The organism is Photobacterium kagoshimensis (genome assembly GCF_050337045.1).
GTDB lineage: Bacteria > Pseudomonadota > Gammaproteobacteria > Enterobacterales > Vibrionaceae > Photobacterium > Photobacterium kagoshimensis.
The window spans coordinates 73,262-99,731 of sequence record NZ_JAKJSO010000012.1; the positions used below are offsets into that span (position 1 = coordinate 73,262).

Genomic DNA, 26,470 nt, shown 5'->3' on the forward strand with positions numbered 1-26,470 from the left:
GAGAACAATCTGCTATGAAACAGAAACTCGCTCCCCTCATCTCCGTGCTCAGCAAAGGGCAGATAGGGATCCCATTGCTCCTGATGACCATTCTTGCGATGGTCATTTTGCCTGTGCCACCAGTCGTTCTGGATATGCTGTTCACCTTCAATATTGTGTTGGCTTTATTGGTGATGCTGGTCAGTGTGTATAGTAAACGCTCACTCGATTTCTCGGTTTTCCCAAGTATCTTGCTGATTGCCACCCTACTGCGTTTGGCGCTGAACGTCGCATCAACGCGAGTGGTATTACTGCATGGTCATGAAGGTGGCGATGCCGCGGGTAAAGTGATCCAAGCCTTTGGTGACGTGGTTATCGGTGGTAACTATGTGGTCGGTATGGTGGTATTCGTTATCTTAATGATCATCAACTTTGTGGTTGTGACCAAAGGTGGCGAGCGAATTTCAGAAGTCAGTGCCCGCTTTACCTTGGATGCAATGCCCGGCAAACAAATGGCGATCGATGCTGATTTAAATGCTGGCATTATCGACCACAACCAAGCCAAAAAACGCCGCGAAGATGTCGCTCAAGAAGCCGACTTCTTTGGTTCGATGGATGGTGCCTCTAAATTCGTACGGGGTGATGCTATCGCCGGGATGTTGATCTTATTTATCAACATTATCGGGGGTGTCAGCATTGGTGTATTCCAGCATGGTTTAGGCTTTTCAGAAGCGTTTCAAACCTTCGTACTCTTAACCATAGGTGACGGTTTAGTTGCCCAAATCCCATCGCTATTATTGGCAACCTCTGCTGCAATTGTGGTTACTCGTGTTACCGATAGCAATGACTTAGCCAATCAAATCACCAGTCAAATGCTGGCGTCCCCACGCGCTCTGTATGTGGTAGCTGGCATCATGCTGGTACTGGGCTTGATCCCTGGCATGCCACACATGGCGTTCTTGTGTTTTGCCGCTGTGGTCGCGTTTGCAGGCTGGAAAATGCGCGAAGAAGCGCCAGCCATCAACGATGATGATTTAGCCCGCGCCGAAGAAATTGTTGAGCAACACGATCAACCCGACCAACGCGAAATTGCTTCAAAAGACATTCCTATCGTTCATGCGATTAGCCTCAACGTGGGTTATCGCTTGGTGAATTTAATCGACCGAAAGCAAGGTGCAGAGCTGCTGAGTCGCTTACTGGGGGTACGTAAAACCCTGACCGAACACCGGGGTTTTGTAGTGCCGCAAATTCATGTCCGCGATGACTTAGCACTTGATGCCAACCATTACAAAATTGCGGTACGCGGTGCCAATATTGTTGAAACGGAAGTTGAAATGGATTGCCTATTGGCGATCAACCCCGGCCAAGTTTACGGCAGTGTCGATGGCATTATGACCCGCGACCCGGCATACAACATGGAAGCGATTTGGATTAAACCCCACGATAAAGATAAAGCGGTAAACTTGGGCTATACCGTGGTGGATCATGCAACCATTATTTCGACTCACATTAGTAAAGTGATCAACGACTGTATTGAAGAGGTATTAAGCCCAGAAGAAGTCACAGGCATCATGGATCGCTTAGCCGCGCTAAACGGTAAATTAGCCGATGACTTGCAGCAGAAACTAACTCAACAACAACTATTGCGGGTTTTCCGCCAACTGACTGTCGATGGCGTTTCACTGTCGGATATTGTGACCATTGCCAACTCACTGGTGGAATCAGCAGAATTATCCAAAGACCCTATCTTGTTAGCCGCTGATGTGCGCTGCATGTTACGTCGCGTAATCTTGGGTAACTTGGTCGGCACCAAAGCCGATATTCCAGCTATCACACTGTCAGCAGAACTCGAAAACATGCTGGTCAATGCGCTAAGCCAAGCACAAGCTGGGGGGCACGTTCAGCTCGATGGCTTCGCGCTTGAGCCAACGGTCATTGAAAAACTGCAACGTAGCTTACCCGAAGTGTTGGATAACATGCGTTTAAATAATCACACGCCAATCTTGTTGGTAATGCCACAACTGCGCCCATTACTCGCCCGTTATTCTCGGATTTGTGCCCGAGGTTTATATGTATTGTCGTTCAATGAAATTCCCGATGACCGCAATATTTCGGTGGTTGGCAACATGGGCTAACCATCGTGTTAATGACAAAACGAACATTCCCACCATAAAAAAAACGGGGCGCTTATTCAGCGCCCCGTTTTTTGTTCAAGCCATTATATCATTACGATGAAACAGCATGAGCGGTGGTTTTCTTCTCGACAGGAATAAACAACACAGGCACTGCCATTGCAGCCATTAACCAGAATAAATTCGCGCCCCATAAACCGTATAACCAGCCACTTAATGCCGTCATTAGGGCCATAAACGCCCCCAACGGTAAGGCATTATACAGGGCTTGTAGCGCAACCATTTGACTGCTTGGCGCCTGCTGAATATAGCGAATGGCGGCTAAATGCGCTGCGGCAAAGGTTACCCCATGTAAGGCTTGTGCCATAATCAGCATCGGCAGTGCTGTCATCGAAGCCGTCAGCCCCCAGCGCAGTAAGACACCAAAGGCGGCTAAACGGAACATCCCCGCCACACTCCAGTTGACAAATAAACGCTTACTGGTGGCAAATACAAAGATTTCAGCCACTACACTGAAGCTCCACAAGTAACCGATAATGGCTTCGCTGTAACCGATCTCTTTCCAGTAAATGGCACTAAAGCTGTAATACGCCGCATGGCTCCCCTGTAGCAAAGCGGCAATCACCAATAAGCGGATCACTAAGCTATCACGCAGCATTTCACTCAACACTGGACGTGCTTGGGCGTGCTCATCGTGTGCACTCGGGGCTATGGTTGGATTTCGCATCGAGAACACCAATGCCGCAGCTAAACCCGCAATCGCCACCCAGGGGATCACATTCGCGCCGTATTCAGCCGCTAATAAACCGACTAATGTTGAACCACCAATAAAGGCAATCGAGCCCCATAGCCGTGTTCGACCATAGTCTAAGTGGCCATCTTTGGCGTAGTGATTCGCTAGGGCGTCGGAGAGTGGGATCACAGGGCCAGCCGCCAAATTAAACAGTACTGTCACTGCTGTGAGCGCCCATAAACTACCACCACAAAAAATGTAAATAACACAGCTTAATAACGCTGCCAAGGCAAGCCAACGTAGCGCTGGGATAAGGTGTTCAACTTTATGAATACGCGGTGTTAGTACTAAATTAGCGACACAACGTACAGCTAAGCCCATGCCGATCAATAAACCAATATTTGACGCACTCACACCTAAGTGCGCAAACCACAATCCCCAAAACGGTAGATAAACACCATAACTAAAGAAAAAACCGAACAGGTACTGCGAGGTCCAGCCATACGGACTACTACGAAACATGCGACATCCTAATGCACGAAAATATGGCGGTATTATGCCTAAAGTTTCAATACGCGCCCATAGCAATGGCTGCAATAATTTATTCGAAAGACACCAACAGCCAGCGCGTGGGGGCAAGCTGGATGATAGGAGACCGCAATGAGAGAAGGTTAACGCAAGCGCTAGACTAAAGTCGTCTGGTTTCACGCTAGTTTACCACCGACAATAAAAGTGTCCTTTTTCTATGGTGCGTGCTTGGAGTTACGATGACAGACAAATTTGATACCTCGCTACCGCCATTCGATCGCTTGACCACAACAGAACAACAGACTTTGCGTAAGGCCTTAGATGTGGTTTATTTTCGTGCTGGCGAAACGGTGATTACTGCAGGTGATAACTGCCACCAGCTCTACATCATTATTAAAGGCAATATCGAAGAGTACAGTACCCAAACCACCCATAATAATCAGCCCCATAAAGAGACTTTCGCTCATTATGCCAACGATGATTTGTTCGATGTCAGCGCGCAACTTAAAGGGCAAAGCCGTCACGCATTTAAAGCCAGCGAGGACACCATTTGCTATGCCTTGCCGCGTGAATTATTCGTTCAGTGCTACCAAGATAATCATCAGTTTGCCGCGTATTTCGATACCGATCTCTCCAAACGCCAAGCTTTACTCGACGAAGCACACCACCAGCAAAACCTAGCAGAATTCATACTCACAAAAATCGACGACGATAATATTCAGCCCTGTTTAGTGGTCCCCCACGACACCAGCTTATTAGCCGTGACTCAACAGATGAAAAACAACGAGCTGGATGCCGCCTTTGTGACCCTCAATAGTTTGCCGCAATACGGCATAGTGACCCGAACTGATTTACTGCATGCCACCTTATTAGATGGCTACGCGCCTGACAGCGCAGTGAGTAGCATCGCCTCCACTCCAGTCGTTAGCGTCAATAAAGGGGATTACCTCTTCAATGCCATGCTGGCGATGACCCGCCAAAAAGTAAAGCGGGTGCAAGTCTGTGATAACAATGCCGTGGTCGGTATGCTCGACCTCACCCAAGTGCTCAGCTTATTCTCTACCCACTCTCACGTACTCACACTGCGCATCGCGCGGGCAGAAACAATAGAAGAACTCGCGCTAGCAGCCAACAGCCAGCAAACCTTAGTAGAGACCTTATTCAATAACGGCATTCGCACCTTATTTGTGATGGAGCTAATTGCGGCCGTTAATGAACAAATCATAGAGAAAGCCTTCAAGCTGATAGTACCCACTCACTATCAACCACACTGTTGTTTGGTGGTGATGGGCTCAGAAGGGCGTGGCGAACAAATACTCAAAACTGATCAAGATAATGCCTTGATCATCGAAGACGATATCGACTGGCCTGATTGCCATGGCGTTATGGCGCAACTAACCCACACTCTGCAGCAACTTGGCTACCCACTTTGCCCTGGCAATGTCATGGTCAGTAATCCCCACTGGGTAAAATCGCAGCAAGTCTGGCTCCAACACATCCCCCAATTATGCCGACGTGGCGATCCTGACAGCATGATGGAATTAGCTATTTTAGCTGACAGCCATGCTGTTGCAGGCAACCCCGCATTACTAACACCACTACAGGCATGCCTGCATCAACAGCTTGCCGATCAAGAGCGTTTACTCACCACCTTCACGCGTCCAGCGTTACAATTTTCTATACCGCTGACTATTTTTGGCAACTTGAAAGCAGGAAAACACGGACTGAATATCAAGCAAGGCGGGATCTTTCCTATCGTACATGGCATACGGGCCCTCGCACTTGAACACAACATCAGCCCCAACAATACGTTTGAGCGCATTGCAGCATTAACCGCACTACACGTACTCGAACAACGTACCGCCGACAATTTAACTGAAGCGCTAAAATTATTTATTAAATTACGCCTGCATCAACAGTTGAGTCAGCAAAAAGATGGCCAACAACACCATCTCGATATCAGTACCTTAAGCCGCGCCGAACGCGATGTCCTTCGTCACAGTCTACATGTCGTCAAAAAATTCAAAGAATGGCTGGGTTATCACTACCAGATCCGTGATTAACCCTCTAAACAAGAGCGAAAAATAAGAGGCAGCCCTATGAATCGTCTTCGCCGCGCTTGGTATCAGCATAAAAACAAACACAGTCAGTACGCCGCGCTGTTTCAACGCTACCAAGGTGATGAGTTAGTTTCGCTTGATTGTGAAACCACCAGCTTAGATCCACACAGCGCAGAGTTGGTCACCATTGCCGCCACCCGCATAAAAGCGAATAGGATACTCACCAGTCAATCCATCCATCTTTCACTGCAAGCTCCATCCAGTCTTGATGGAACCTCCGTTGCCATTCATCAGATCCGCCACCAAGACTTACAGCATGGCCTCGACAATGAGCAAGCACTTACCCAATTACTCGACTTTATCGGTAATCGCCCACTCGTTGGCTATCATATCCGTTACGATAAAACGATCCTCGATCGCTATTACCAGCAATACTTTGGCTTTCCACTCCCCAACTCTTTAGTCGAAGTTAGCCACCTATATCACGAGCGGCTAGAGCGCTTACTGCCCAATGCATATTACGATTTAAGCCTTGAAGCGATCAGTCATCACCTCGGGTTACCAGTACCAGAGCGCCACGATGCACTCGAAGATGCCATCGCCGCCGCTTTAATTTATGTGCGCTTAAAGCATGGTGACATGCCAATGCTGACATCGTCATAATCCACTCTGCCGCCCAACCAAAACACAACACCAGCAACAATCAGATCATGGCTTGCTCACCTTTTGTAATGAAACAGCCATGTAAACTGCTGAAATAACAATTGTTCTATCTCTCTCATCCTAAAGTCTAATTGTGACAAATCAGAATCTGAATCAAGTTAATAACCAGTAAAGACAATAACGAAACAACAGCCTAAATACAGACAAGAATATCCCAGTCCAGATAGCGGCTACCGATGGGAACACAAGGAGAATAGGATGAGTGAGGTTCATGTTTACCCTGTCAATCAAGCGATTGCAGACAATGCACACATTACTGATGATAAATACCGTGAGATGTACCAACAGTCGGTCATTAACCCTGAAGGCTTCTGGCGCGAGCACGGTCAAATCCTTGATTGGATAAAACCTTTCTCTAAAGTAAAAAACACCTCTTTTGATACCGGTCACGTCAGTGTGAACTGGTTCGAAGACGGCACCCTGAATGTGTCGGCTAACTGCCTAGATCGCCACCTTGCCACTCGCGGTGATCAACCTGCTATTATCTGGGAAGGCGACGATCCCACCGATGACGCTACCCTCACCTACAACGAATTACATGAAGAAGTGTGTAAATTCGCCAACGCACTCAAAAGCCAAGGGGTTCGCAAAGGCGATGTGGTCTGTCTTTACATGCCGATGGTCGCCGAGGCAGCCATTGCCATGCTGGCTTGCACCCGTATCGGCGCAGTTCATACCATCGTCTTTGGTGGCTTCTCACCTGAAGCACTTGCAGGACGTATTGTTGATTCCAACGCCAAGGTGGTTGTTACTGCCGATGAAGGCGTCCGCGCGGGTCGCGCAGTTCCACTCAAGAAAAATGTCGATGATGCGCTGGCCAATGATGAGGTCACCAGCGTTGAAAAAGTGCTCGTCCTAAAACGAACAGGTGGCAACGTTGAATGGGACAGTGAACGGGATGTGTGGTGGCATGACGCAACAGCCGTGGCTTCTGCTAACTGCGAACCCGAAGCAATGAATGCCGAAGATCCCCTTTTCATTCTTTATACTTCAGGCTCAACGGGTAAACCTAAGGGCGTGTTACACACCACAGGCGGCTACCTCGTGTATGCCACCATGACCTTTAAATATGTGTTCGACTACCAAGAAGGGGATATCTACTGGTGTACGGCCGATGTTGGCTGGATCACAGGTCACAGCTACTTGGTATACGGGCCATTAGCCAACGGCGCGACCACCCTCTTATTTGAAGGTGTCCCGAACTACCCCAACACCAGCCGCATGAGTGAAGTGGTTGATAAACATAACGTTAGCATTCTTTATACCGCCCCAACGGCCATTCGCGCCCTGATGGCAAAAGGGAACGAAGCGGTGAAAGGCACCTCACGCTCAAGTCTGCGTATCATGGGCTCAGTTGGCGAACCCATTAACCCAGAAGCCTGGGAATGGTATCACCGCACGATAGGTGATAGCCGCTGCCCAATAGTGGATACTTGGTGGCAAACAGAAACTGGCGGGATTTTGATCACCCCACTACCAGGTGCAACAGCACTCAAACCTGGCTCAGCAACACGTCCATTCTTTGGGGTACAACCCGCGATTGTCGATAACATGGGTAATATTCTTGAAGGGGCAACCGAAGGTAACTTGGTGATGATCGATTCATGGCCAGGGCAAATGCGCACCTTATGGGGTGATCATGAACGCTTCGAACAAACCTACTTTTCAACATTCCAAGGCATGTACTTTACCGGTGATGGCGCGCGCCGTGATGAAGATGGTTACTACTGGATCACCGGCCGTGTCGATGATGTGCTGAATATATCAGGTCACCGTATGGGAACCGCAGAAATCGAATCGGCACTGGTTGCCTTTGATAAAATTGCCGAAGCCGCTATCGTGGGCGTGCCTCACGACATTAAAGGCCAAGCCATTTATGCCTATATCACCCTGAACGATGGTGAGATCCCAAGCGCCGAACTGCATAAAGAAGTGAAAGATTGGGTCCGCAAAGAAATTGGGCCAATTGCTACCCCCGATTTCCTTCACTGGACCGATGCGTTACCAAAAACACGATCAGGAAAAATCATGCGTCGTATCCTCCGTAAGATCGCCACAGGTGACACAGGTACACTCGGGGATACCTCCACACTGGCTGACCCAAGCGTGGTCGATAAGCTAATCGAAGAAAAGCAAAAAATCATGTAATCCCCTCCATAGCAAGTGTTCCCCCAAAAGGCCAAACATTCCGTTTGGTCTTTTTTTGACGGCAATAAACCCGCATCATCATCACATCAGCTGTCCGACTGCGAATATAACGGGCAACATACGCCCCATCATTTTCCATCAATTCGTGCTCTAGTGCGCAGTAAATAAACGCCAAAAGCACTATCCTGCCAAAGCCTTTCTCTCAAATAAGATCGCTGAACGGGTGGAAAGGCTTACTGATAGTCTAAAAACTATGCACTATCATAGATCTACCACTCTGTTATTGAAAATCAGCCAATGCGCGAAACATTTGCGTACAAGCTATTTTTTACAACCAGATGACCCACTATTTAAATTTAGCAGTGATTAGACCAGTATTTTGCTGCTAATTGCGGTGAATTCTCTATAATTGCTCCACAAACACGATTTGGCTGTTTATTTTTGAGCACAGGGAAGCAGCGATGCAACTTTTTGCACGTTGTTAGAGTTAAACATCAAAAAGAAGTGAGTTAACCCCAAGATGTCGACCGTTAAGCGCATTTTACTGATTAATGGACCTAACCTGAATTTGTTAGGTCTCAGAGAGCCTGGTCATTATGGTCAACAAACATTGGCCCACATCGTAACGGATTTAACAGCCAAAGCGGACACATTGGATATTCGCCTAGAGCACATCCAATCGAATGCCGAACACGAACTGATCGATGCCATCCATCAAGCCCATGGCAACGTGGATTTCATCATCATCAACCCAGCCGCTTTCACCCATACCAGCGTTGCCATTCGTGATGCGTTATTGGGGGTTGCGATCCCGTTTATAGAAGTGCACTTATCCAATGTGCATGCACGGGAACCTTTCCGCCATCACTCCTATCTATCAGATAAAGCGGTAGGCGTGATTTGTGGTTTAGGTGCCGACGGTTATGAATTCGCCCTGAATGCTGCGGCTCGCCGCCTGCATCAGAACGCTAAATGAACAATATAAGAGAAAGATAAATGGATATTCGTAAGATCAAAAAGCTGATTGAACTAGTTGAAGAATCAGGCATTGCGGAACTAGAAATCTCTGAAGGTGAAGAATCAGTACGCATCAGCCGTAACGTACCAGCCAGTGCCATTCCTGCTCAACAGTTCATGGCAGCACCTGCTGCACCAGTAGCTGCACCAGCGGCAGCACCTGTTGCAGAAGCCGCTGCGCCAGTAGCACCAGCAGAACCAGCGGGTCACAAAGTCCTTTCTCCAATGGTTGGTTCTTTCTACCGTGCACCAAGCCCTGAAGCAAAAGCATTCGTTGAAGTTGGTCAAACAGTCAATGTGGGCGATACCCTATGTATCGTTGAAGCAATGAAAATGATGAACCAAATTCAATCAGATAAAGCAGGTACGGTTGTCGCTATTCTGGCTGAAGACGGCGATGCTGTAGAGTTTGATCAGGCTCTAGTTATCATCGAGTAACCACGGGGACATTATGTTAGATAAATTAGTTATCGCTAACCGTGGTGAAATTGCACTACGTATTTTGCGTGCATGTAAAGAGTTAGGCATCAAAACTGTTGCCGTACACTCAACCGCTGACCGCGATCTAAAACACGTATTACTGGCTGACGAAACCATTTGTATTGGTCCAGCAAAGGGTACTGAAAGCTACCTTAACATTCCGCGTATTATCAGTGCGGCTGAAATCACGGGCGCTGTTGCGATCCACCCGGGTTACGGCTTCCTATCTGAAAACGCTGATTTTGCGGAACAAGTTGAACGCTCAGGCTTCATTTTTGTTGGCCCGAAAGCCGAAACCATCCGTATCATGGGTGATAAAGTTTCAGCTATCAATGCAATGAAAAAAGCGGGTGTGCCTTGTGTACCAGGTTCTGACGGCCCATTGGATGACGATGAAGCGCGTAACAAATCGTTCGCAAAACGCATCGGTTACCCAGTGATCATCAAAGCCTCTGGTGGCGGTGGTGGTCGTGGTATGCGTGTTGTTCGCTCTGAAGGCGAACTAAGCGAAGCGATCGCAATGACACGTGCTGAAGCAAAAGCGTGTTTCAACAATGACATGGTTTACATGGAGAAATACCTAGAAAACCCTCGTCATATCGAAGTACAAGTACTTGCTGATGGTCAAGGCGGTGCAATCCACCTTGGCGAGCGTGACTGTTCAATGCAACGTCGCCACCAAAAAGTAGTGGAAGAAGCGCCAGCACCTGGCATCACCGAAGAAATGCGTAAGTACATCGGTGAACGTTGTTGTCGTGCTTGTGTTGAGATCAACTACCGCGGTGCGGGTACGTTTGAATTCCTCTACGAAAACGGTGAGTTCTACTTCATTGAAATGAACACCCGTATTCAGGTTGAGCACCCAGTAACCGAAATGGTTACAGGCGTAGACTTGATCAAAGAGCAACTGCGTATCGCTGCAGGTCAACCGTTGTCATTCAGTCAAAACGAAATTCAAATCCGTGGCCATGCCATTGAGTGTCGTATCAATGCTGAAGATCCTGAGCGCTTCCTACCTTGTCCGGGTAAAATCGAACGTTTCCATTCCGCTGGCGGTATGGGTGTTCGTTGGGAATCGCACATCTATGCAGGTTACACAGTACCACCGCATTACGATTCAATGATCGGTAAGCTGATCACTTACGGTGAAAACCGTGACGTCGCGATCTCGCGTATGCGCAATGCTCTAGCTGAAACCGTTATCGACGGTATCAAGACCAACATCCCGCTACAGCAAGAAATTATGCTGGATGAAAACTTCCAACACGGTGGTGCAAACATTCACTACCTAGAGAAGAAGCTCGGTCTGCAATAAGCATTACCGCACTTTGCATTGAAAAAGGCTGCCTTGGGCAGCCTTTTTGTTATTTCAGCGCAGTGAAAACGTAGTCTCTAGTAACTCCACCTTTGCATCCCGAATAACTTTTGCCACAATAACGACCCTTTATCGGCCAAGACTGACACTTAGCCGATGAATGACCGATTGAACAACGGGAGATCCCCCATGAAAACGCTATCAGACCGCTATCGCCAAGCACACCGCGAAGCCAAGTGGGCGGTGGGTTTAGCGCTAGCCTATTTCCTTTGGTGGTACGTTTCCGCTTATGCGTTTGCTCCAGCAATCACGGATACAGCCGTACCTGAACTGTATTTCGGCTTTCCGCTTTGGTTTTTATTAGCTTGTATCCTTGGGCCCATCATTTTCACCGCACTATGTGGGCTAATGGTTAAATACATTTATCAAGACATGTCGTTAGACATAGAAAAAGAGTCGCACCATGAATAGCCAACTACTGATCCCCTTAGTGATCTATTTACTGGCCGTCTTTGCCGTCGCTCTCTTTGCGCGACAAAAACGCACCCAAAGTTCCAACTTCCTGAGCGAATACCTGCTGGGTAACCGCAGCATGGGGGGCTTTGTGCTTGCCATGACCCTCGCTGCCACCTATGCCAGTGCCAGTACCTTCATTGGTGGCCCAGGCGCAGCCTATAAAATGGGATTGGGCTGGGTGTTACTCGCCATGATCCAACTACCCGCCGCTTGGTTAACCCTTGGCGTATTGGGTAAGAAATTTGCCATCGAAGCCCGACGCCATAACGCCCTCACTCTCAACGACATTTTATACGCACGTTATCGCAGTCGCACCGTGGTTATTTTCGCTTCCTTAGCGCTGTTATTGGCCTTTTTTGGCACCATGGTAGTGCAATTTGTCGGTGGTGCACGCTTACTGCAAACCATGACAGGGTTAAGCTATCAGCAAGGCCTGATGATGTTTGCAATCACTGTCGGCCTCTACACCACCATAGGTGGATTTAGAGCAGTGGTAATGACGGACACCATCCAAGGTATCATGATGATCATCGGCACCATTGCGCTACTGGTCGGAATTGTTCATGCCGGTGGCAGCGTGGGCGAATTAATGCATGAACTGCATCAAATCGATCCTGCGCTCATCACCCCGTTTGGCCCAGATAACTTTCTGAGCCAGCCTTTTATGCTCAGCTTTTGGATTTTGGTCTGCTTCGGTGTGATTGGTTTACCGCATGCTGCGGTACGCTGTATGTCGTATAAAGACAGTGACTCACTCCACAAAGGCATGGTGATCAGCACGGCCATGGTTGCCTTCCTAATGCTTGGTATGCACCTTGCTGGCGCCTTAGGCCGCGCTATCGTGCCAGATATCGCCAGCCCAGACCAAATCATGCCAACCCTGATGATGACAGTGTTACCCCCTGTGGTTGCGGGGGTGTTTTTAGCTGGGCCAATGGCGGCCATTATGTCAACTATCGATTCTCAGTTAATCCAGGCATCGGCGACCCTGCTTAAAGATTTGTACCTGAACTACATCAACCCACAAGCCGCAGAACGTGCGGATGCCGAGCAGCGTTTACCCAAGTTATCATTATGGGTAACTGGCATTTTTTCAGCCTTGGTGTTTGTTGCTGCAATGAACCCACCCGATATGCTGATTTGGCTAAATCTATTGGCTTTCGGTGGCATGCAAGCCGTGTTCTTATGGCCATTAGTACTAGGACTGTATTGGAAAAAAGCCTCGGCAGTTGGTGCATTAGCTTCGATGCTAACGGGCCTAACCACCTACGCCAGCTTAGCGATAATGAAGCCTGATATGGGCGGTGTCCACGCGATTGTGCCGACACTTGCAATAGGGTTAGTGGCATTTGTTATCGGTAGCCTAGCAAAACCTGTGATGGCAACTGAGCCAGCGCAGACCGCATAAACATGCGGGGTTTGCCTTTGTTAAATAGCACCTTGGGGTGCTATTTTTTTATCTATAATATCCCTAACAACCGCGAGTCCCCGTTGTTATGACGCCTTGATAATAATTATTCACCACGCAACCAGTGTGGATTGTCGAAAAATCATGCTAGACTTCGCTCCCTCAATTTTAGTCAACACAAAAGCGGATACACCATGCCTTGGATTCAAATCAAACTGAACGCAACTGCTGAAAATGCTGAAGCGATTGGCGATATGCTAATGGAAGAAACTGGCGCTCTGTCTGTTACCTTTCTTGATGCACAAGATACGCCAGTATTCGAGCCACTACCGGGCGAAACACGCCTTTGGGGTGATACGGATGTAATCGGTTTATACGATGCTGAAGCCGACATGGAATTCGTGCTGACAATGTTGAGCAACAGCCCACTGATTGCAGACGATTTTGCCCATAAGATCGAGCAGTTAGAAGACAAAGACTGGGAGCGTGAGTGGATGGAAAACTTCCACCCAATGCGTTTCGGTCGCCGCCTATGGATTTGCCCAAGCTGGCGTGAAGCGCCAGAACCTGAAGCCGTCAACGTACTACTTGACCCAGGTTTAGCCTTCGGTACTGGTACTCACCCAACCACATCACTGTGTCTTGAGTGGTTAGATGGCCAAGACCTAACAGATAAAACGGTGATCGATTTTGGTTGTGGTTCAGGTATCCTTGCGATTGCTGCCATCAAGCTAGGTGCTAAGAAAGTGATCGGTATCGACATCGATCCACAAGCCATTTTAGCCTCGCGCGATAACGCTGAACGTAACGGCGTATCAGCGCAATTAGAGCTATTCCTTCCTCAAGACCAACCTGAAGGCATTCAAGCTGATGTCGTGGTTGCTAACATCCTTGCAGGGCCATTACGCGAGCTATCGCCAGTGATTAAGAGCCTAGTGAAAGACGGCGGTGACTTGGCCATTTCAGGTGTCCTAGAGACCCAAGCGGAAGATGTTGCAACCTACTACAGCGATGAAATCGCACTAGACCCTCTGGCAGTGCGTGAAGATTGGTGTCGTATTTCAGGTCGAAAAGCGTAATTTACGCCATTCGATAAAATTAAATGTTGGGCGTGCTTGCCTGAAAAACAGCCAATCGATTGAAAATCATACAGTTTTGAAAATCAAAACTTAAATGCTCAATTATTGGTCTTTTCAGACAGCGAAAAAATGCGTAAAATGCGCGCCCTTACTGGCACAGTCAGGTGTAGACGTTTTGCAGATCGGTCCTTATCAACTTAAAAACCAGTTAATTGTCGCGCCAATGGCGGGTGTGACCGATCGTCCGTTTCGTGAGCTATGTCTCCGTTACGGTGCGGGAATGGCAGTCAGTGAAATGATGTCATCCAATCCAGATCTCTGGAAAACGGCTAAATCCCAGAACCGTATGGTTCACGAAGGCGAATCGGGGATCCGTTCAGTGCAAATCGCTGGCGCTGATCCAAAATTGATGGCCGAAGCTGCGCAGTTCAGTGTTGAAAACGGTGCGCAAATCATCGATATCAACATGGGTTGCCCAGCAAAAAAGGTCAACAAGAAGCTGGCAGGCTCTGCCCTGTTACAGTACCCCGCGATTATCGAAGATATTCTTCGTACCGTGGTCGATGCCGTCGATGTCCCTGTCACGCTGAAAACGCGTACAGGTTGGGATCTGGAAAACCGTAACTGTGTCGATATCGCAAAAATGGCTGAGCAATGCGGCATTCAGGCACTGGCCCTTCACGGTCGGACAAAAACCTGCATGTACAAAGGCGAGGCAGAATATGAATACATCAGAGCAGCGAAACAAGCGGTGTCTATTCCCGTGATCGCTAACGGTGATATCGATTCACCAGAAAAAGCTCGCTTTGTACTCGACTATACGGGTGCCGATGCTTTGATGATTGGCCGTCCTGCACAAGGGCGTCCGTGGATTTTTCGCGAGATCCATCATTACTTAACAACCGGTGAACACTTACCTTCCCCAGCAATGGCAGAAGTAAGTGAAATCATGTTGGGCCATGTTCAAGAACTCCACCGTTTCTACGGTGAGTACTTAGGGTTGCGCATTGCACGTAAACACGTGTCTTGGTACTTAAAAGAGCATGCACCAGCAGGCGATTTTCGCCGGACCTTCAACGCTATCGAGGATGCCCAACAGCAAATCGATGCGCTGCAAGGCTACTTCGAAAACGTTGCATAAATATTAGAAGAGCTTACAGAATTATGTTCGAACAAAATCTGACTTCCGAAGCACTAACAGTAACAACTGTAACTTCACAAGACCAAATCACACAGAAACCACTACGTGACTCTGTGAAAGCATCACTTAAAAACTACCTTGCTCAACTAAATGGTCAAGAAGTCGATGATCTGTACGAGCTAGTACTTGCTGAAGTTGAGCAACCACTACTAGACACTATCATGCAGTACACGCGCGGTAACCAAACGCGTGCAGCAACCATGATGGGTATCAACCGTGGTACTCTTCGCAAGAAGCTAAAAAAATATGGCATGAACTAATCCAATAGTTTTGCTGTTTTTTCAAAAGGCCCTGCTCAACGAGCGGGGCTTTTTGCATTTTAGCTACTAACGTTACGATCCAGCGTCATTTGGATACAAGGCAGTAAAGTGTTCAACCTCGGGGAAATTTAAGTAGAAATGATGAAGTAAATCACGCCATTGTTGATATTCAGCCGATTGACGGAATCCCACTTGGTGATCCGCCAATGTTTCCCAATTCACTAACAACACGTAACGATTGTCTTTCTCGATACACTTTTGCAGTTGGTGCGAAAGGTAACCACTCATTTCACTGATGATGTCCTGAGCCTCAGCAAAGGCCATTTCAAACGCGGCTTGCTGTCCCTGCTTTACGTCCAATAACGCGACGTCCAATATCATTGTTTACTCCTAAGTGTCGTTGTCTCAAATTTCAGGCAAAAAAAAGCTCCGCCAACGCGAAGCTCTTCATTTATAAATAATCACATAAATAGGCGGTGGGTTCAGCCACCTTGACCTCGAAGGCCGAATCACCCGGCACTTCAAAGCTATCGCCCGCATGGTATGTTTCCCATTCAACATGGCCGGGCAACTTTACGGTGAGCGCACCTTTCACCACGGTCATTTTTTCTGGTGCGGCGGTGCCAAACTTATATTCACCCGCTACCATCACACCAACACTGCAATGATCGCCTTGGGTTTCGAACCCAATCGATTTCACCTGACCATCAAAATATTCGTTATTTTTTAGCATGATAATCCCTATTCACAGCAATTCATTCCCTTGAAATTACCACAGTTATTTGGCTTTCACTAGCAAGAGTGCAGGAAAGCAGTCAACAATCTAAGGGTTTTTTAATCGCAATATTTCGATACACTATGAGCACTTGTCACTCGTGAATTGGATAAACGACTATGAAAAAAGCAATCCTGATGGCTGCCGCCCTCAGCAGCCTAGTTTTAATGGGTTGTTCTGCACAAGAAAAACAAGGCATTAAAGAAGGCTTCCGCGATATTGGCCATGCCACCCGTGATGCAACCAAGGCTACGGGGCATTTTTTCCGTGATACCACTAAAGATGCTATCGACAACGCAAAAGAAGCCACGTCCTCTGAAGAAGGCTAATCCACCTATTTCTTGCGACACTGCCCTGCACAGCAAACGTCTGTCGGGGCTTTTGTTGCTCGCTCTTGATGATCGCCTAATGCCTCTAAGATAGAGCAGTGGCTCGCATTGTCATCATCATGGCCACAACAGGCATCATTAATTTTCTTCAACGCTACTCGAATACGATTCAGCTCAGCGATTTTTGTATCGACCTCGTCCAGCTTGGCTTGGGTGATCGCTTTGACTTCAGCACAGCTATGCTGACTGGCTTCTAACCGAATATCGAGCAGTTCGCGAATCTCATCTAGGCTGAGCCCAACAGCTTTAGAACGCATAATAAACTTGACCCGCGATAAATTTTCTTCGCTATAAAGCCGATAACCACTGTCACTGCGCCCAGCAGGCTGAAGCAAGCCATTCTTTTCATAAAACCTTAAGGTATCGCTACTTACCCCTGAACGCTTCGCCAGCTGACCAATTAAATACATCTCTCTTCTCCTTCTCTACACTAAAGTATCCATGGCACCGCAAGGCAAACGTTTGCGCAACAGGTAAAATCATGTAAAATATGCGCCATCAACCTATCACGCCATTAAATGACTCGGCACTACGCGATTTTAGCCGAGGATATTTCCCAAAACCAAACTATGTCTTTATTCAGCTTAGTTTTGGAAAATATCCTATCCCCGTGTATTGAAAGAGATGCTTGCAATGGAAAACGCTCGTCCTATCCGCCGTGCGCTAATTAGCGTATCAGACAAAACTGGTATTGTAGAATTCGCACAAGCGCTAGCCAACCGTGGTGTTGATATCTTATCAACTGGCGGTACTGCTCGCCTACTTGCTGAACAAGGTATCAAAGTTACTGAAGTTTCTGATTACACAGGTTTCCCTGAAATGATGGATGGCCGTGTTAAAACCCTTCACCCTAAAGTACATGGTGGCGTTTTAGGCCGTCGTGGCCAAGATGATGCCGTGATGGCACAACACGGTATCAACCCTATCGATATGGTAGTGGTAAACCTGTACCCATTCGCAGAAACCGTTGCAAAAGCAGGCTGTACGCTAGCAGATGCGGTTGAGAACATCGATATCGGTGGCCCAACGATGGTTCGCTCAGCGGCGAAAAACCACAAAGATGTGGCGATCGTGGTGAATGCCCACGACTATGAGCGAGTGATCACTGAAATGGACGCACACGAGAAGTCGTTAACGCTAACTACACGCTTTGATCTGGCTATCGCGGCATTCGAGCACACTGCAGCTTACGACGGTATGATCGCTAACTACTTCGGTACTATGGTGCCATCGTACGGCGACAATAAAGAAGGTGACGAGGCATCAAAATTCCCTCGCACCTTCAACCAACAGTTCGAGAAAAAACAAGACATGCGCTACGGTGAAAACAGTCACCAAGCAGCGGCTTTCTATGTTGAAGCGAACCCAGAAGAAGCATCAGTTTCAACTGCACGTCAAATCCAAGGTAAAGCGCTTTCATACAACAATATCGCCGATACTGATGCGGCACTTGAGTGTGTGAAAGAATTCGACCTGCCAGCTTGTGTGATTGTAAAACATGCTAACCCTTGTGGTGTGGCACTGGGTGATAACATTCTTGAAGCGTACGACCGCGCGTACAAAACTGACCCTACGTCAGCATTTGGCGGCATTATCGCATTCAACCGTGAACTAGACGCGGCAACAGCAACCGCTATCACTGAGCGTCAATTCGTTGAAGTCATCATTGCCCCTTCTGTGTCTACTGAAGCAATTGACATTATTGCAGCCAAGAAAAACCTACGCCTACTTGAGTGTGGCGAGTGGTCTACAAAAACAACCGGCTTCGATGTTAAGCGCGTGAATGGCGGCTTGCTGGTACAAGACCGTGATCAAGGCATGGTTAATGAAGATGACCTTAAAGTAGTCTCTAAGCGTACCCCAAGTGCTGACGAGCTGCGTGATGCACTGTTTTGTTGGAAAGTCGCAAAATACGTGAAATCAAACGCGATTGTGTACGCAAAAGGCAACATGACTATCGGTGTCGGTGCAGGCCAAATGAGCCGTGTTTACTCTGCGAAAATCGCAGGCATCAAAGCTGCCGATGAAAACCTAGAAGTTGCAGGTAGCGTGATGGCATCCGATGCTTTCTTCCCATTCCGCGATGGTATTGATGCAGCCGCAGAAGCAGGGATCACTTGTGTAATTCAGCCTGGTGGCTCAATGCGTGATGACGAAGTGATTGCCGCTGCCGACGAACACGGCATGGCGATGGTGTTTACAGGTATGCGCCACTTCCGCCACTAATCAGTACAGGCTCTGGGGAAACCCGGAGCCTTATTCGATTTTAAGAACCCAGACTGTTGTAGAGTCAGCTCTATAACAAAGCTTAAAAATTTTTAATTTTAGAGCAAAGCCATAGAGCCTAGTTCAAGGAACGCACGCGGAGCTTATGGACATAAGTGAGCATGCGTGACACTGAAATTGGCTTTGTGGCGAAGCTATCAAAGGTAAAATGATGAATGTATTGATTATTGGTGCTGGCGGTCGTGAACACGCTTTAGGCTGGAAAGCCGCTCAAAACCCAAATGTTGAGACCGTATTTGTTGCACCAGGCAATGCAGGTACAGCGCTTGAACCTAAGCTAGAAAATGTGGCGATTGGTGTTGAAGACATTGAGGCATTGGTTACATTTGCCAAAGAAAAAGCCATTGAACTCACGATTGTTGGTCCTGAAGCACCTTTAGTAATTGGTGTGGTTGATGCCTTCCGTGAAGCGGGTCTGCCAATTTTTGGCCCAACTCAAGCAGCGGCTCAGCTTGAAGGATCTAAAGCATTCACCAAAGATTTCCTTGCCCGCCACAAAATCCCTACGGGCTCTTACGCGAATTTCACCGAAATTGAACCAGCGTTGGCGTACGTGCGTGAACAAGGCGCCCCGATTGTAGTTAAAGCTGACGGCCTTGCCGCAGGTAAAGGTGTTATCGTTGCGATGACCCTAACTGAAGCAGAAGATGCAATCAAAGACATGCTTGCGGGTAATGCCTTTGGGGAAGCCGGTAGCCGCGTGGTTATCGAAGAATTCCTAGAAGGCGAAGAAGCAAGCTTCATCGTGATGGTTGATGGCGCGAGCGTGCTACCGATGGCCACCAGCCAAGATCACAAACGTGTTGGCGACAAAGATACAGGCCCAAACACTGGCGGGATGGGAGCTTATTCACCAGCACCTGTGGTGACACCAGAAATCCACAACCGTATTCTTGAGGAAGTTATCTACCCCACAGTACGTGGTATGGATGCAGAAGGTGCACCATACACGGGTTTCCTTTATGCCGGTCTAATGATCGATGCTGACGGCACACCTAAGGTTATCGAATACAACTGCCGCTTCGGCGATCCAGAAACCCAACCTATCATGATGCGTATGGAATCGGATCTTGTTGAGCTTTGCCTAATGGCGATCGATGAGAAGCTAGACCAAGCAGAATCTAAGTGGGATCCACGTGCATCGATTGGTGTGGTACTCGCAGCCGGTGGTTACCCTGCTGATTACGCCAAGGGTGATGTGATTTCGTTGCCAACAGCAGAAGCTGAAGGCCAAAAAGTCTTCCATGCAGGCACAACTAATAACGCAGCAGGAGATGTGGTGACTAACGGTGGTCGTGTGCTTTGTGCTACTGCACTCGGTAACAGCGTTTCTGAGGCTCAGGAGCGTGCTTACGCACTCACCAAACAAGTAAGCTGGAACGGCATGTTCCATCGTAACGACATCGGTTACCGTGCGATTGAGCGCGAAAATAGCTAATGGTTCGCATTGCTTAATGAGCGATTGGCTTAACATCAAAAAACGCGCCTAGAGCGCGTTTTTTATTATCTTCAATGTAGAGGCGATCGCTCGCTATTCATCTGCAATCGCAGGCGACACTAAACAACGGCCACCTTTTTGTAGCAACAACAATTCAGATGCCGTGACTTCGCTGCGACGGACTTTCCCTACCACAGCAACAAAATGCCCTCCCAGAGGCTCAGCTAACTGTTTTTGCAAGTGTTCAGGCAATGCGGGCGTAAAGGTCACTGTCAGCGCCTTGCCATCGTCACAGCGTACTAAGGTGCCATCGCGCCACTGCCCTTGAATTAACCGCTGACCGTCTTTGTCTTGCGCTTTCATTGTATTCAGGGCACGCGCCGCTTGTTCGGTATAGCGATAGAGCTGGGTATCAGATAACGGCAACACAATATCGTCAACCAAATAACGCTGGAAGACTGCTTTGCCTTGGGTGTCATAGCGAACATGCAATGAGAAAGGCTTAACCGTATCGCCTTGCAGTTGCTGCCCTGCGCGCTTTACTTCACGCAGTTTGCCCGCGCGCCAACGATAAACCGATTGGTAATCACCATAATCCCCCATCCACACTTGTTCAGAGAGATCGATCGGGCGGTTTTGGCGGTGGGTGTACCAATAGACAGATGTCGTGTCGCCAAGTGTTTGACCACCAACCTGCGTTTCAATTTGCGTGACGGGATTATCAGGAATATTGGTTGATTCACAACCGGCAAGCAGAAACGATGAGAGGAGAAAAAGAAAAGATCGCTTCATAAAAGAAAAACTCCGCCAGAATAAGGATACTGGCGGAGTATAGATTATTTCACTGCGTCTTTCAGTGCTTTACCAGAAACGAATGCAGGAACATTTGCTGCTGCAATTTGAATCTCTTGACCCGTTTGTGGGTTACGACCAGTGCGAGCTGCACGGTGGTTCACTTTGAACGTACCAAAGCCAATAAGTTGAACTTGGTCGCCATCTTTAAGCGCGTCAGTAATGCCCTCAAGTGTTGACTCTAGTGCAGCTTTAGCTTGAGCTTTAGAAAGATCCGCTTTTTCTGCGATCAGGTCAATCAGTTGGGTCTTGTTCATTTGGTGTCCCTTCTAAGGTTTTTCTTCAGACGCAACAACTCTAATTCAAAAGAAGCCTTTGTGGCAAAGGTTTGTCAGCCATCATTTGCTTAGATGCAGACTCTTTAACCATAAACTGAGCGCAAGTTCACAAAATGTTACGCATTTAACAAGTGAAATAATTGTATCTACTTCTCGCAAGGGCGAATAATATAAACGTAGTCTATTAATAAAATGCAGGTAACCATGTTACTCCTTACGATTTACATCGCTGTTGCGATTGGTGTTTCGTTTATATGTTCGGTGTTAGAAGCCGTTCTTTTGAGTATATCGCCAAGTTACATTGGCACATTGCGTCAACAAAACCACCCGGTAGCTCCTCGTTTAGCCGCCTTAAAAGACAACATTGATCGCCCGCTCGCATCAATCTTAACCTTGAATACCATTGCGCATACTGTCGGTGCAGCCACTGCGGGTGCACAAGCTGCGATTGTATTTGGTAGCCAATGGCTAGGGGCTTTTTCAGCCTTCCTAACCTTCGCTATTTTACTTTTTTCAGAAATTATTCCGAAAACCATCGGTGCAACGTATTGGCGTCAGCTGGCACCTATGTCTGCCACGTTATTACGTTGGATGGTATGGGCATTAACCCCATTTGTATGGGTATCAGAGCAAATCACTCGTCGTTTAGCGCACGGTCATGAGCAACCAAAGCTGCGTGATGAGTTATCGGCAATGGCAATGCTTGCTCGTGAATCTGGCGAGCTAGCGGAAGGTGAATCCAAAATACTGGCAAACTTACTTGAGTTTCGTAATGTCAGTATCACAAAAATAATGACACCGCGTCCCGTGCTGTTTCGAGTTGAAGCAGAGCAAACTATTAATACTTTCTTAAGTGAACACAAAGACAGCCCGTTCTCTCGTCCGCTGGTTTATAGCGAGCAAAAAGATAATATTCTGGGCTTTGTTCACCGACTAGAGCTGTTTGCCGAAAGCCAAGCAGGCCGTGGTGGCCAAGAACTCGGAGCATTAATGCGCCCAATCCCTGTGGTATTAAATACCGCTAGCGTACCGATTGCATTTGAGCGTTTAATGAAAGATCGCTCCCAGCTGGCGCTAGTGGTTGATGAATATGGCACAGTACAAGGGCTGGTAACGCTTGAGGACGTCTTTGAAAGCTTAGTGGGTGAAGAGATTGTCGATGAAGCCGACACCAACACCGACATGCAGCAACTGGCTTTTCAACGTTGGGAACGCTGGAAAAAACTGCACGGAGTGATTGAAAGTAAAGATGATGAGTAAACGCCGCGTATAAGCAGCAATCCTCTCAGTTAATAGTAAAAGGGACCATAAGGTCCCTTTTTTATGCGCTTCGTATAAGTGGTACTTACGAGTTAGCAGATACCATCTCAGCAGAACGCATTTTCACTTTAGATACCGAATACACCAAGCTCATCGCTAGCATCACAACAGCAGGCATGATCCAGCTGGCATAAAAGTTATAAAGCGGTAAGGATTGCTCTAACACGTCATTTAAGCCCGTAGGCATCTTGCCTAGAATATGCAGTGCATCAACGCAACCAAACGCCGTTGTTGTGATCACAGTCGCCATCACCGCACCCTGGGTTAAACGCTTACGCACTGGCGCAATAAATAACAACACAATGGCAATTGGGTGTAAGGCGACAACGACAGGTAAGGTAATCGCTAACAGTTGATCCAAACCAACGTTGGCTACCAAGCCAGACGCAATCATGGTTGCCCATACGCTCGCCTTATACGATACAGAGGTGAATGTACGGCTGTAAAACTCACTGCCCGCTGTCGTTACACCAATGGCGGTCGTTAGGCACGCTAGTACCATTACAGAGCCTAATAACAAAGTGCCGTAGACACCAAAGTGTAAGGTCGTAAATGCCGTTAAGATTTCACCGCCATTTGAGAAGTCTGCGCCTAAATCCGCGCTGGTGCTCCCAATGTAAGCTAATGCAATGTAAACCAAGGCCATCGCGACGGCATACATCGCTGCTGCGTAAAAGGTGTATTTCGCAATCGCTTTTGGTGCTGTTACTCCCATACCTTGAATTGCACGGAAAATAACCCAACCAAAACCAATAGAGCCCAGTGCATCCATGGTCATGTAGCCTTGGGTTAACCCCTCAGCTAAGGCGTTCTGCTGGTACACCTCCGCCGTTGTCGTCACATCACCACCAGGGAAAGCGACGGCGAAAACTCCCAAGGTCGTTAGCATCACAATTAAGACAGGTGTTAACCACTTACCTAACGAGTCCACCAGCTTGCCTGGGTACAAAGAAAATAAAATAGCCGCTAAACAAAAAGCTGCAGAGAAAAAAGGAAGGGCGGCATCACCGACAAAAGGGGCAAAAGTAAATTGATAAGCAACCGTAATAGCACGAGGAATAATGAATGCAGGTCCTATAACAATAAAGACCATCACCCAGAAGCTAGTTGCAACACGGCGAGGCAGAGCTGCAGTTAGGTTGTCAGAACCATTCACTACAGCGACCATCACTAGCGCCAATGCTGGTAAACCAACGCCCGTTAGCAAAAAGCCAACCATGCCACTTAGAAACTGATCACCCGCTTGATAGCCCAAGAAGGGAGGAAAGATTAGATTACCTGCGCCCAAATACATGGCGAAAGTCATAAAGCCTAAAGCGGCGATATTGCGTGCACTTAACATAGTTATCCTCGGCGTTTCATTACCAAAGCCCTGATCAATAAGATGACCTAATTGGCTGTGTTTGCATTGGTATATAGGTGTAGATGAAATCAGCTTGGAGGAAAGTTAGTAAGGAGGGATATTATTGATCTTATTCCTGCCAACTTTCTCAAGCTGACAGAAATTGCGTATAGCCTGTCAGCTCCGAATCAGGTTCAGAGAGAGGAGGAGTAGCGCAGGCATCGCAACCAGTGCGATATTCTGACAAATTGTGCGTACAAATGTATTCACAGTAACTCCTACCCTAAACAGGGACTATCCATAATCATAAAAAGAGGTGCATCCTCTTTTCGTTCGATGGCTAATGTTATAAACGTCTCAGCGGTGACAAACAAGCACCAAAATTAAATAAGTGGTTTGGGTTACACCACAACCACTAACTAGCATATTCAGCTGCTTTTTCATTTAAAAACCAGAACTATTAACTTAACAAGTTAACAACAAACGTCGCAGCTTCATATATAGGACAAACGACAAACAATACGCACAAAAAAGGAGCCATTTGGCTCCTTAATGGATTGATGCGCTTTTATAAAGCCTATAGCGCGATACCAATGTTGCTTACTGGTTCATCACGTAATTCTTCGCGAAGGCTGCGGATTAATTCAATATCGCGTTTTTCCGCATCTTTTAGCGCACGGAAGATAGCCCACTGTACATCCCACTCTTCACATACCGCTTCATTTTCTTTTTGGTTCTCGTTGGTGATCTCTTCACCCGAACGCGCCATTTCTAAATCAGCTACAGTTTCTGCCGACAGCGAGCTGATCTTATTGATCGTCTCCAGCATAAGATCACGATCCAGCATCGCATGGAGTAAATCGGCCAGTGCAACACAGGCATCAATCGCTGGGTTAACCGCATAAAGATCGAAATCATCAGCGCTTGGCACCATATCTTCAAGCTTTTCTAGCTGCTTCTCGAAATTAATCTTCGCTGATTTAACCGTTAGGATCTCCCAAATACTATCAAGGATAATACGGTAGGTATAAGCATCGGCAAACTCCGTTTCCTCACAGAACAGCACATAATTGGGGTACATACGTTCACATAACGACACCATAAAAGTAAGGTGTTGCCACGGTTCTAATTTCTCTAAACGAAGCTGAACTGGATTTTTTAGCATGGAATAATCTGCGATAGTGGTTTGCAACGGATTCTACTTGATAATACCAAGCTGAACAATTAACTACGGGCTTCAACAGCAAGATCGATAAGAATCCCACCATATATCATCAGCCCAAAAGGAAAATGGCATGCACAAGGTAATGATCGTCTCACGTCAACATCGGGTTTACCGCGATTTACTCAATCATGCAGCCTTACCAAACTTAACGGTGACCGACGATCCTCAACAAGCCACTATCATTTTAGCGGATCCACCACGGATTGCGGATCAACTTAATAACTATCCAAAGTTACAATGGCTCCAATCCACCTTTGCAGGGGTTGATGCGCTAACAGCACCTCAGTTGCGCCAAGATTATCGCTTAACCAATGTTCGTGGCTACTTTGGTCAGCTGATCAGTGAATATGTGCTGGGTTTTCTGATCGACCGTTTTCGCCATATCAGTCATTATCAGCAGCTCGACCAACAACAGATATGGCAACCCCAGCCTTATCGTTCACTCACTGATCTGAAAATGGTTATCTTAGGAACAGGTTCGATTGGGGCGCACTTAGCCCAAGCAAGCCAAGCATTCGGTTTAACCGTTATTGGGGTTAACCGCCGAGGTCATCATGATAACCCTGCCTTTACTCACTGCTATTCTCATGATGCACTCAGTGATGCTTTGGCTCAGGCTGATGTCATCGTCTCAACCTTACCAGCGACCACAGAGACCGATGATTTGCTCAATGCCACCAGCCTACAAGCGTGTAAGCAGGCACTGCTATTTAATGTAGGGCGCGGCAATGCCATCTGCGAGCATGGGTTGTTAACCGCCATCAAACAGGGCCACATTACCCACGCGTACTTGGATGTCTTTAAACAAGAGCCTTTACCACCCGCACATCCATTCTGGGCAAGTGAACACATCACGATTACGCCACACATCGCAGCGGAAAGTTTTCCCGAGCAAGTTATGACTATCTTTAGCGAAAACTACCACCGTTTCCGTCAGCAACAAGCGCTACAATACTCAGTAGACTTCCAACAAGGCTACTAACACA

General features: G+C 47.5%; 25 protein-coding genes. 17 read left to right on the plus strand and 8 right to left on the minus strand.

Annotation, left to right across the window (positions count from 1 at the left end):
- The first annotated feature begins 14 nt into the window (after nt 1-14).
- Entirely contained in the window at nt 15-2,114 is a 2,100-nt protein-coding gene (gene flhA / locus L4C35_RS09725) for a flagellar biosynthesis protein FlhA (RefSeq protein ID WP_428462685.1), read from the plus strand.
- Nucleotides 2,115-2,205: 91 nt separating this feature from the next.
- Here flhA and L4C35_RS09730 read toward each other — a convergent pair whose 3' ends face one another.
- A complete protein-coding gene (locus L4C35_RS09730) occupies nt 2,206-3,366 on the minus strand; it encodes a 3-phenylpropionate MFS transporter (protein ID WP_428462686.1) in 1,161 nt (386 codons plus the stop codon).
- 245 nt (nt 3,367-3,611) lie between these two features.
- On the opposite strand from L4C35_RS09730, the gene L4C35_RS09735 reads away from it, so the two are divergent.
- From L4C35_RS09735 to fis, 11 genes are all read left to right on the plus strand, one after another.
- Nucleotides 3,612-5,435, plus strand: a complete 1,824-nt coding sequence (locus tag L4C35_RS09735; RefSeq protein WP_428462687.1) for a putative nucleotidyltransferase substrate binding domain-containing protein — start codon at nt 3,612-3,614, stop codon at nt 5,433-5,435.
- A 36-nt stretch (nt 5,436-5,471) separates the two neighbouring features.
- Entirely contained in the window at nt 5,472-6,095 is a 624-nt protein-coding gene (locus L4C35_RS09740; protein WP_428462688.1) for a 3'-5' exonuclease, read from the plus strand.
- A gap of 258 nt (nt 6,096-6,353) precedes the next feature.
- The gene (gene acs, locus L4C35_RS09745) at nt 6,354-8,303 is read left to right on the plus strand and encodes an acetate--CoA ligase (RefSeq protein ID WP_428462689.1); all 1,950 of its coding nucleotides are present in this window, start codon (nt 6,354-6,356) and stop codon (nt 8,301-8,303) included.
- A gap of 520 nt (nt 8,304-8,823) precedes the next feature.
- Nucleotides 8,824-9,279: a type II 3-dehydroquinate dehydratase gene (aroQ, locus tag L4C35_RS09750; protein ID WP_428462690.1), complete on the plus strand. Its 456-nt coding sequence runs from the start codon at nt 8,824-8,826 to the stop codon at nt 9,277-9,279.
- Nucleotides 9,280-9,299: 20 nt separating this feature from the next.
- A complete protein-coding gene (accB, locus tag L4C35_RS09755) occupies nt 9,300-9,758 on the plus strand; it encodes an acetyl-CoA carboxylase biotin carboxyl carrier protein (protein ID WP_428462691.1) in 459 nt (152 codons plus the stop codon).
- 13 nt (nt 9,759-9,771) lie between these two features.
- On the plus strand, nt 9,772-11,115 hold the full coding sequence (accC, locus tag L4C35_RS09760; RefSeq protein ID WP_428462692.1) for an acetyl-CoA carboxylase biotin carboxylase subunit: 1,344 nt from the start codon (nt 9,772-9,774) through the stop codon (nt 11,113-11,115).
- 189 nt (nt 11,116-11,304) lie between these two features.
- Nucleotides 11,305-11,586: a YhdT family protein gene (locus L4C35_RS09765; protein WP_428462693.1), complete on the plus strand. Its 282-nt coding sequence runs from the start codon at nt 11,305-11,307 to the stop codon at nt 11,584-11,586.
- Nucleotides 11,579-13,039 carry a sodium/pantothenate symporter gene (gene panF, locus L4C35_RS09770; protein ID WP_428462694.1) on the plus strand — a complete coding sequence of 487 codons (1,461 nt, stop codon included), beginning with the start codon at nt 11,579-11,581 and terminating at the stop codon, nt 13,037-13,039. Before L4C35_RS09765 ends, panF begins: the two co-directional genes overlap by 8 nt.
- Nucleotides 13,040-13,233: 194 nt before the next feature.
- On the plus strand, nt 13,234-14,118 hold the full coding sequence (prmA, locus tag L4C35_RS09775; protein ID WP_428462695.1) for a 50S ribosomal protein L11 methyltransferase: 885 nt from the start codon (nt 13,234-13,236) through the stop codon (nt 14,116-14,118).
- Nucleotides 14,119-14,293: 175 nt separating this feature from the next.
- Nucleotides 14,294-15,259, plus strand: coding sequence for a tRNA dihydrouridine synthase DusB (gene dusB, locus L4C35_RS09780; RefSeq protein WP_261857547.1), 966 nt, complete (start codon nt 14,294-14,296; stop codon nt 15,257-15,259).
- Between the two features lie 23 nt (nt 15,260-15,282).
- Nucleotides 15,283-15,579 carry a DNA-binding transcriptional regulator Fis gene (gene fis / locus L4C35_RS09785; RefSeq protein ID WP_005372656.1) on the plus strand — a complete coding sequence of 99 codons (297 nt, stop codon included), beginning with the start codon at nt 15,283-15,285 and terminating at the stop codon, nt 15,577-15,579.
- A 72-nt stretch (nt 15,580-15,651) separates the two neighbouring features.
- Here fis and L4C35_RS09790 read toward each other — a convergent pair whose 3' ends face one another.
- Nucleotides 15,652-15,960, minus strand: a complete 309-nt coding sequence (locus L4C35_RS09790; protein WP_428462696.1) for an antibiotic biosynthesis monooxygenase family protein — start codon at nt 15,958-15,960, stop codon at nt 15,652-15,654.
- Nucleotides 15,961-16,030: 70 nt separating this feature from the next.
- Nucleotides 16,031-16,312 carry a pyrimidine/purine nucleoside phosphorylase gene (gene ppnP, locus L4C35_RS09795; protein ID WP_428462697.1) on the minus strand — a complete coding sequence of 94 codons (282 nt, stop codon included), beginning with the start codon at nt 16,310-16,312 and terminating at the stop codon, nt 16,031-16,033.
- A 161-nt stretch (nt 16,313-16,473) separates the two neighbouring features.
- Between ppnP and L4C35_RS09800 the strand changes: the two genes are divergently transcribed.
- Nucleotides 16,474-16,683: a hypothetical protein gene (locus L4C35_RS09800; protein ID WP_428462698.1), complete on the plus strand. Its 210-nt coding sequence runs from the start codon at nt 16,474-16,476 to the stop codon at nt 16,681-16,683.
- A 5-nt stretch (nt 16,684-16,688) separates the two neighbouring features.
- On the opposite strand, the gene zntR is transcribed toward L4C35_RS09800, so the two are convergent.
- A complete protein-coding gene (gene zntR / locus L4C35_RS09805; protein WP_428462699.1) occupies nt 16,689-17,153 on the minus strand; it encodes a Zn(2+)-responsive transcriptional regulator in 465 nt (154 codons plus the stop codon).
- A 223-nt stretch (nt 17,154-17,376) separates the two neighbouring features.
- On the opposite strand from zntR, the gene purH reads away from it, so the two are divergent.
- Entirely contained in the window at nt 17,377-18,969 is a 1,593-nt protein-coding gene (gene purH / locus L4C35_RS09810) for a bifunctional phosphoribosylaminoimidazolecarboxamide formyltransferase/IMP cyclohydrolase (RefSeq protein ID WP_428462700.1), read from the plus strand.
- A gap of 211 nt (nt 18,970-19,180) precedes the next feature.
- The gene (gene purD / locus L4C35_RS09815; RefSeq protein ID WP_428462701.1) at nt 19,181-20,467 is read left to right on the plus strand and encodes a phosphoribosylamine--glycine ligase; all 1,287 of its coding nucleotides are present in this window, start codon (nt 19,181-19,183) and stop codon (nt 20,465-20,467) included.
- A gap of 93 nt (nt 20,468-20,560) precedes the next feature.
- On the opposite strand, the gene L4C35_RS09820 is transcribed toward purD, so the two are convergent.
- Together L4C35_RS09820 and hupA are read right to left on the minus strand one after the other, a co-directional pair.
- Nucleotides 20,561-21,259 (minus strand): DUF1481 domain-containing protein, encoded by a 699-nt coding sequence (locus L4C35_RS09820; protein WP_428462702.1) that lies wholly within the window; start codon nt 21,257-21,259, stop codon nt 20,561-20,563.
- 44 nt (nt 21,260-21,303) lie between these two features.
- On the minus strand, nt 21,304-21,576 hold the full coding sequence (gene hupA, locus L4C35_RS09825) for a nucleoid-associated protein HU-alpha (RefSeq protein ID WP_062690119.1): 273 nt from the start codon (nt 21,574-21,576) through the stop codon (nt 21,304-21,306).
- A 225-nt stretch (nt 21,577-21,801) separates the two neighbouring features.
- On the opposite strand from hupA, the gene L4C35_RS09830 reads away from it, so the two are divergent.
- Nucleotides 21,802-22,857 carry a CNNM domain-containing protein gene (locus tag L4C35_RS09830; RefSeq protein WP_428462703.1) on the plus strand — a complete coding sequence of 352 codons (1,056 nt, stop codon included), beginning with the start codon at nt 21,802-21,804 and terminating at the stop codon, nt 22,855-22,857.
- An 85-nt stretch (nt 22,858-22,942) separates the two neighbouring features.
- Here the strand turns inward: L4C35_RS09830 and brnQ are convergent, their stop codons facing one another.
- Both brnQ and L4C35_RS09840 read right to left on the minus strand, forming a co-directional pair.
- Nucleotides 22,943-24,259: a branched-chain amino acid transport system II carrier protein gene (gene brnQ, locus L4C35_RS09835; RefSeq protein ID WP_428462704.1), complete on the minus strand. Its 1,317-nt coding sequence runs from the start codon at nt 24,257-24,259 to the stop codon at nt 22,943-22,945.
- Nucleotides 24,260-24,836: 577 nt separating this feature from the next.
- The gene (locus tag L4C35_RS09840) at nt 24,837-25,424 is read right to left on the minus strand and encodes a YjaG family protein (RefSeq protein ID WP_428462893.1); all 588 of its coding nucleotides are present in this window, start codon (nt 25,422-25,424) and stop codon (nt 24,837-24,839) included.
- Nucleotides 25,425-25,554: 130 nt separating this feature from the next.
- On the opposite strand from L4C35_RS09840, the gene L4C35_RS09845 reads away from it, so the two are divergent.
- Nucleotides 25,555-26,466, plus strand: coding sequence for a D-2-hydroxyacid dehydrogenase (locus L4C35_RS09845; RefSeq protein ID WP_428462705.1), 912 nt, complete (start codon nt 25,555-25,557; stop codon nt 26,464-26,466).
- Nucleotides 26,467-26,470 lie beyond the last annotated feature (4 nt).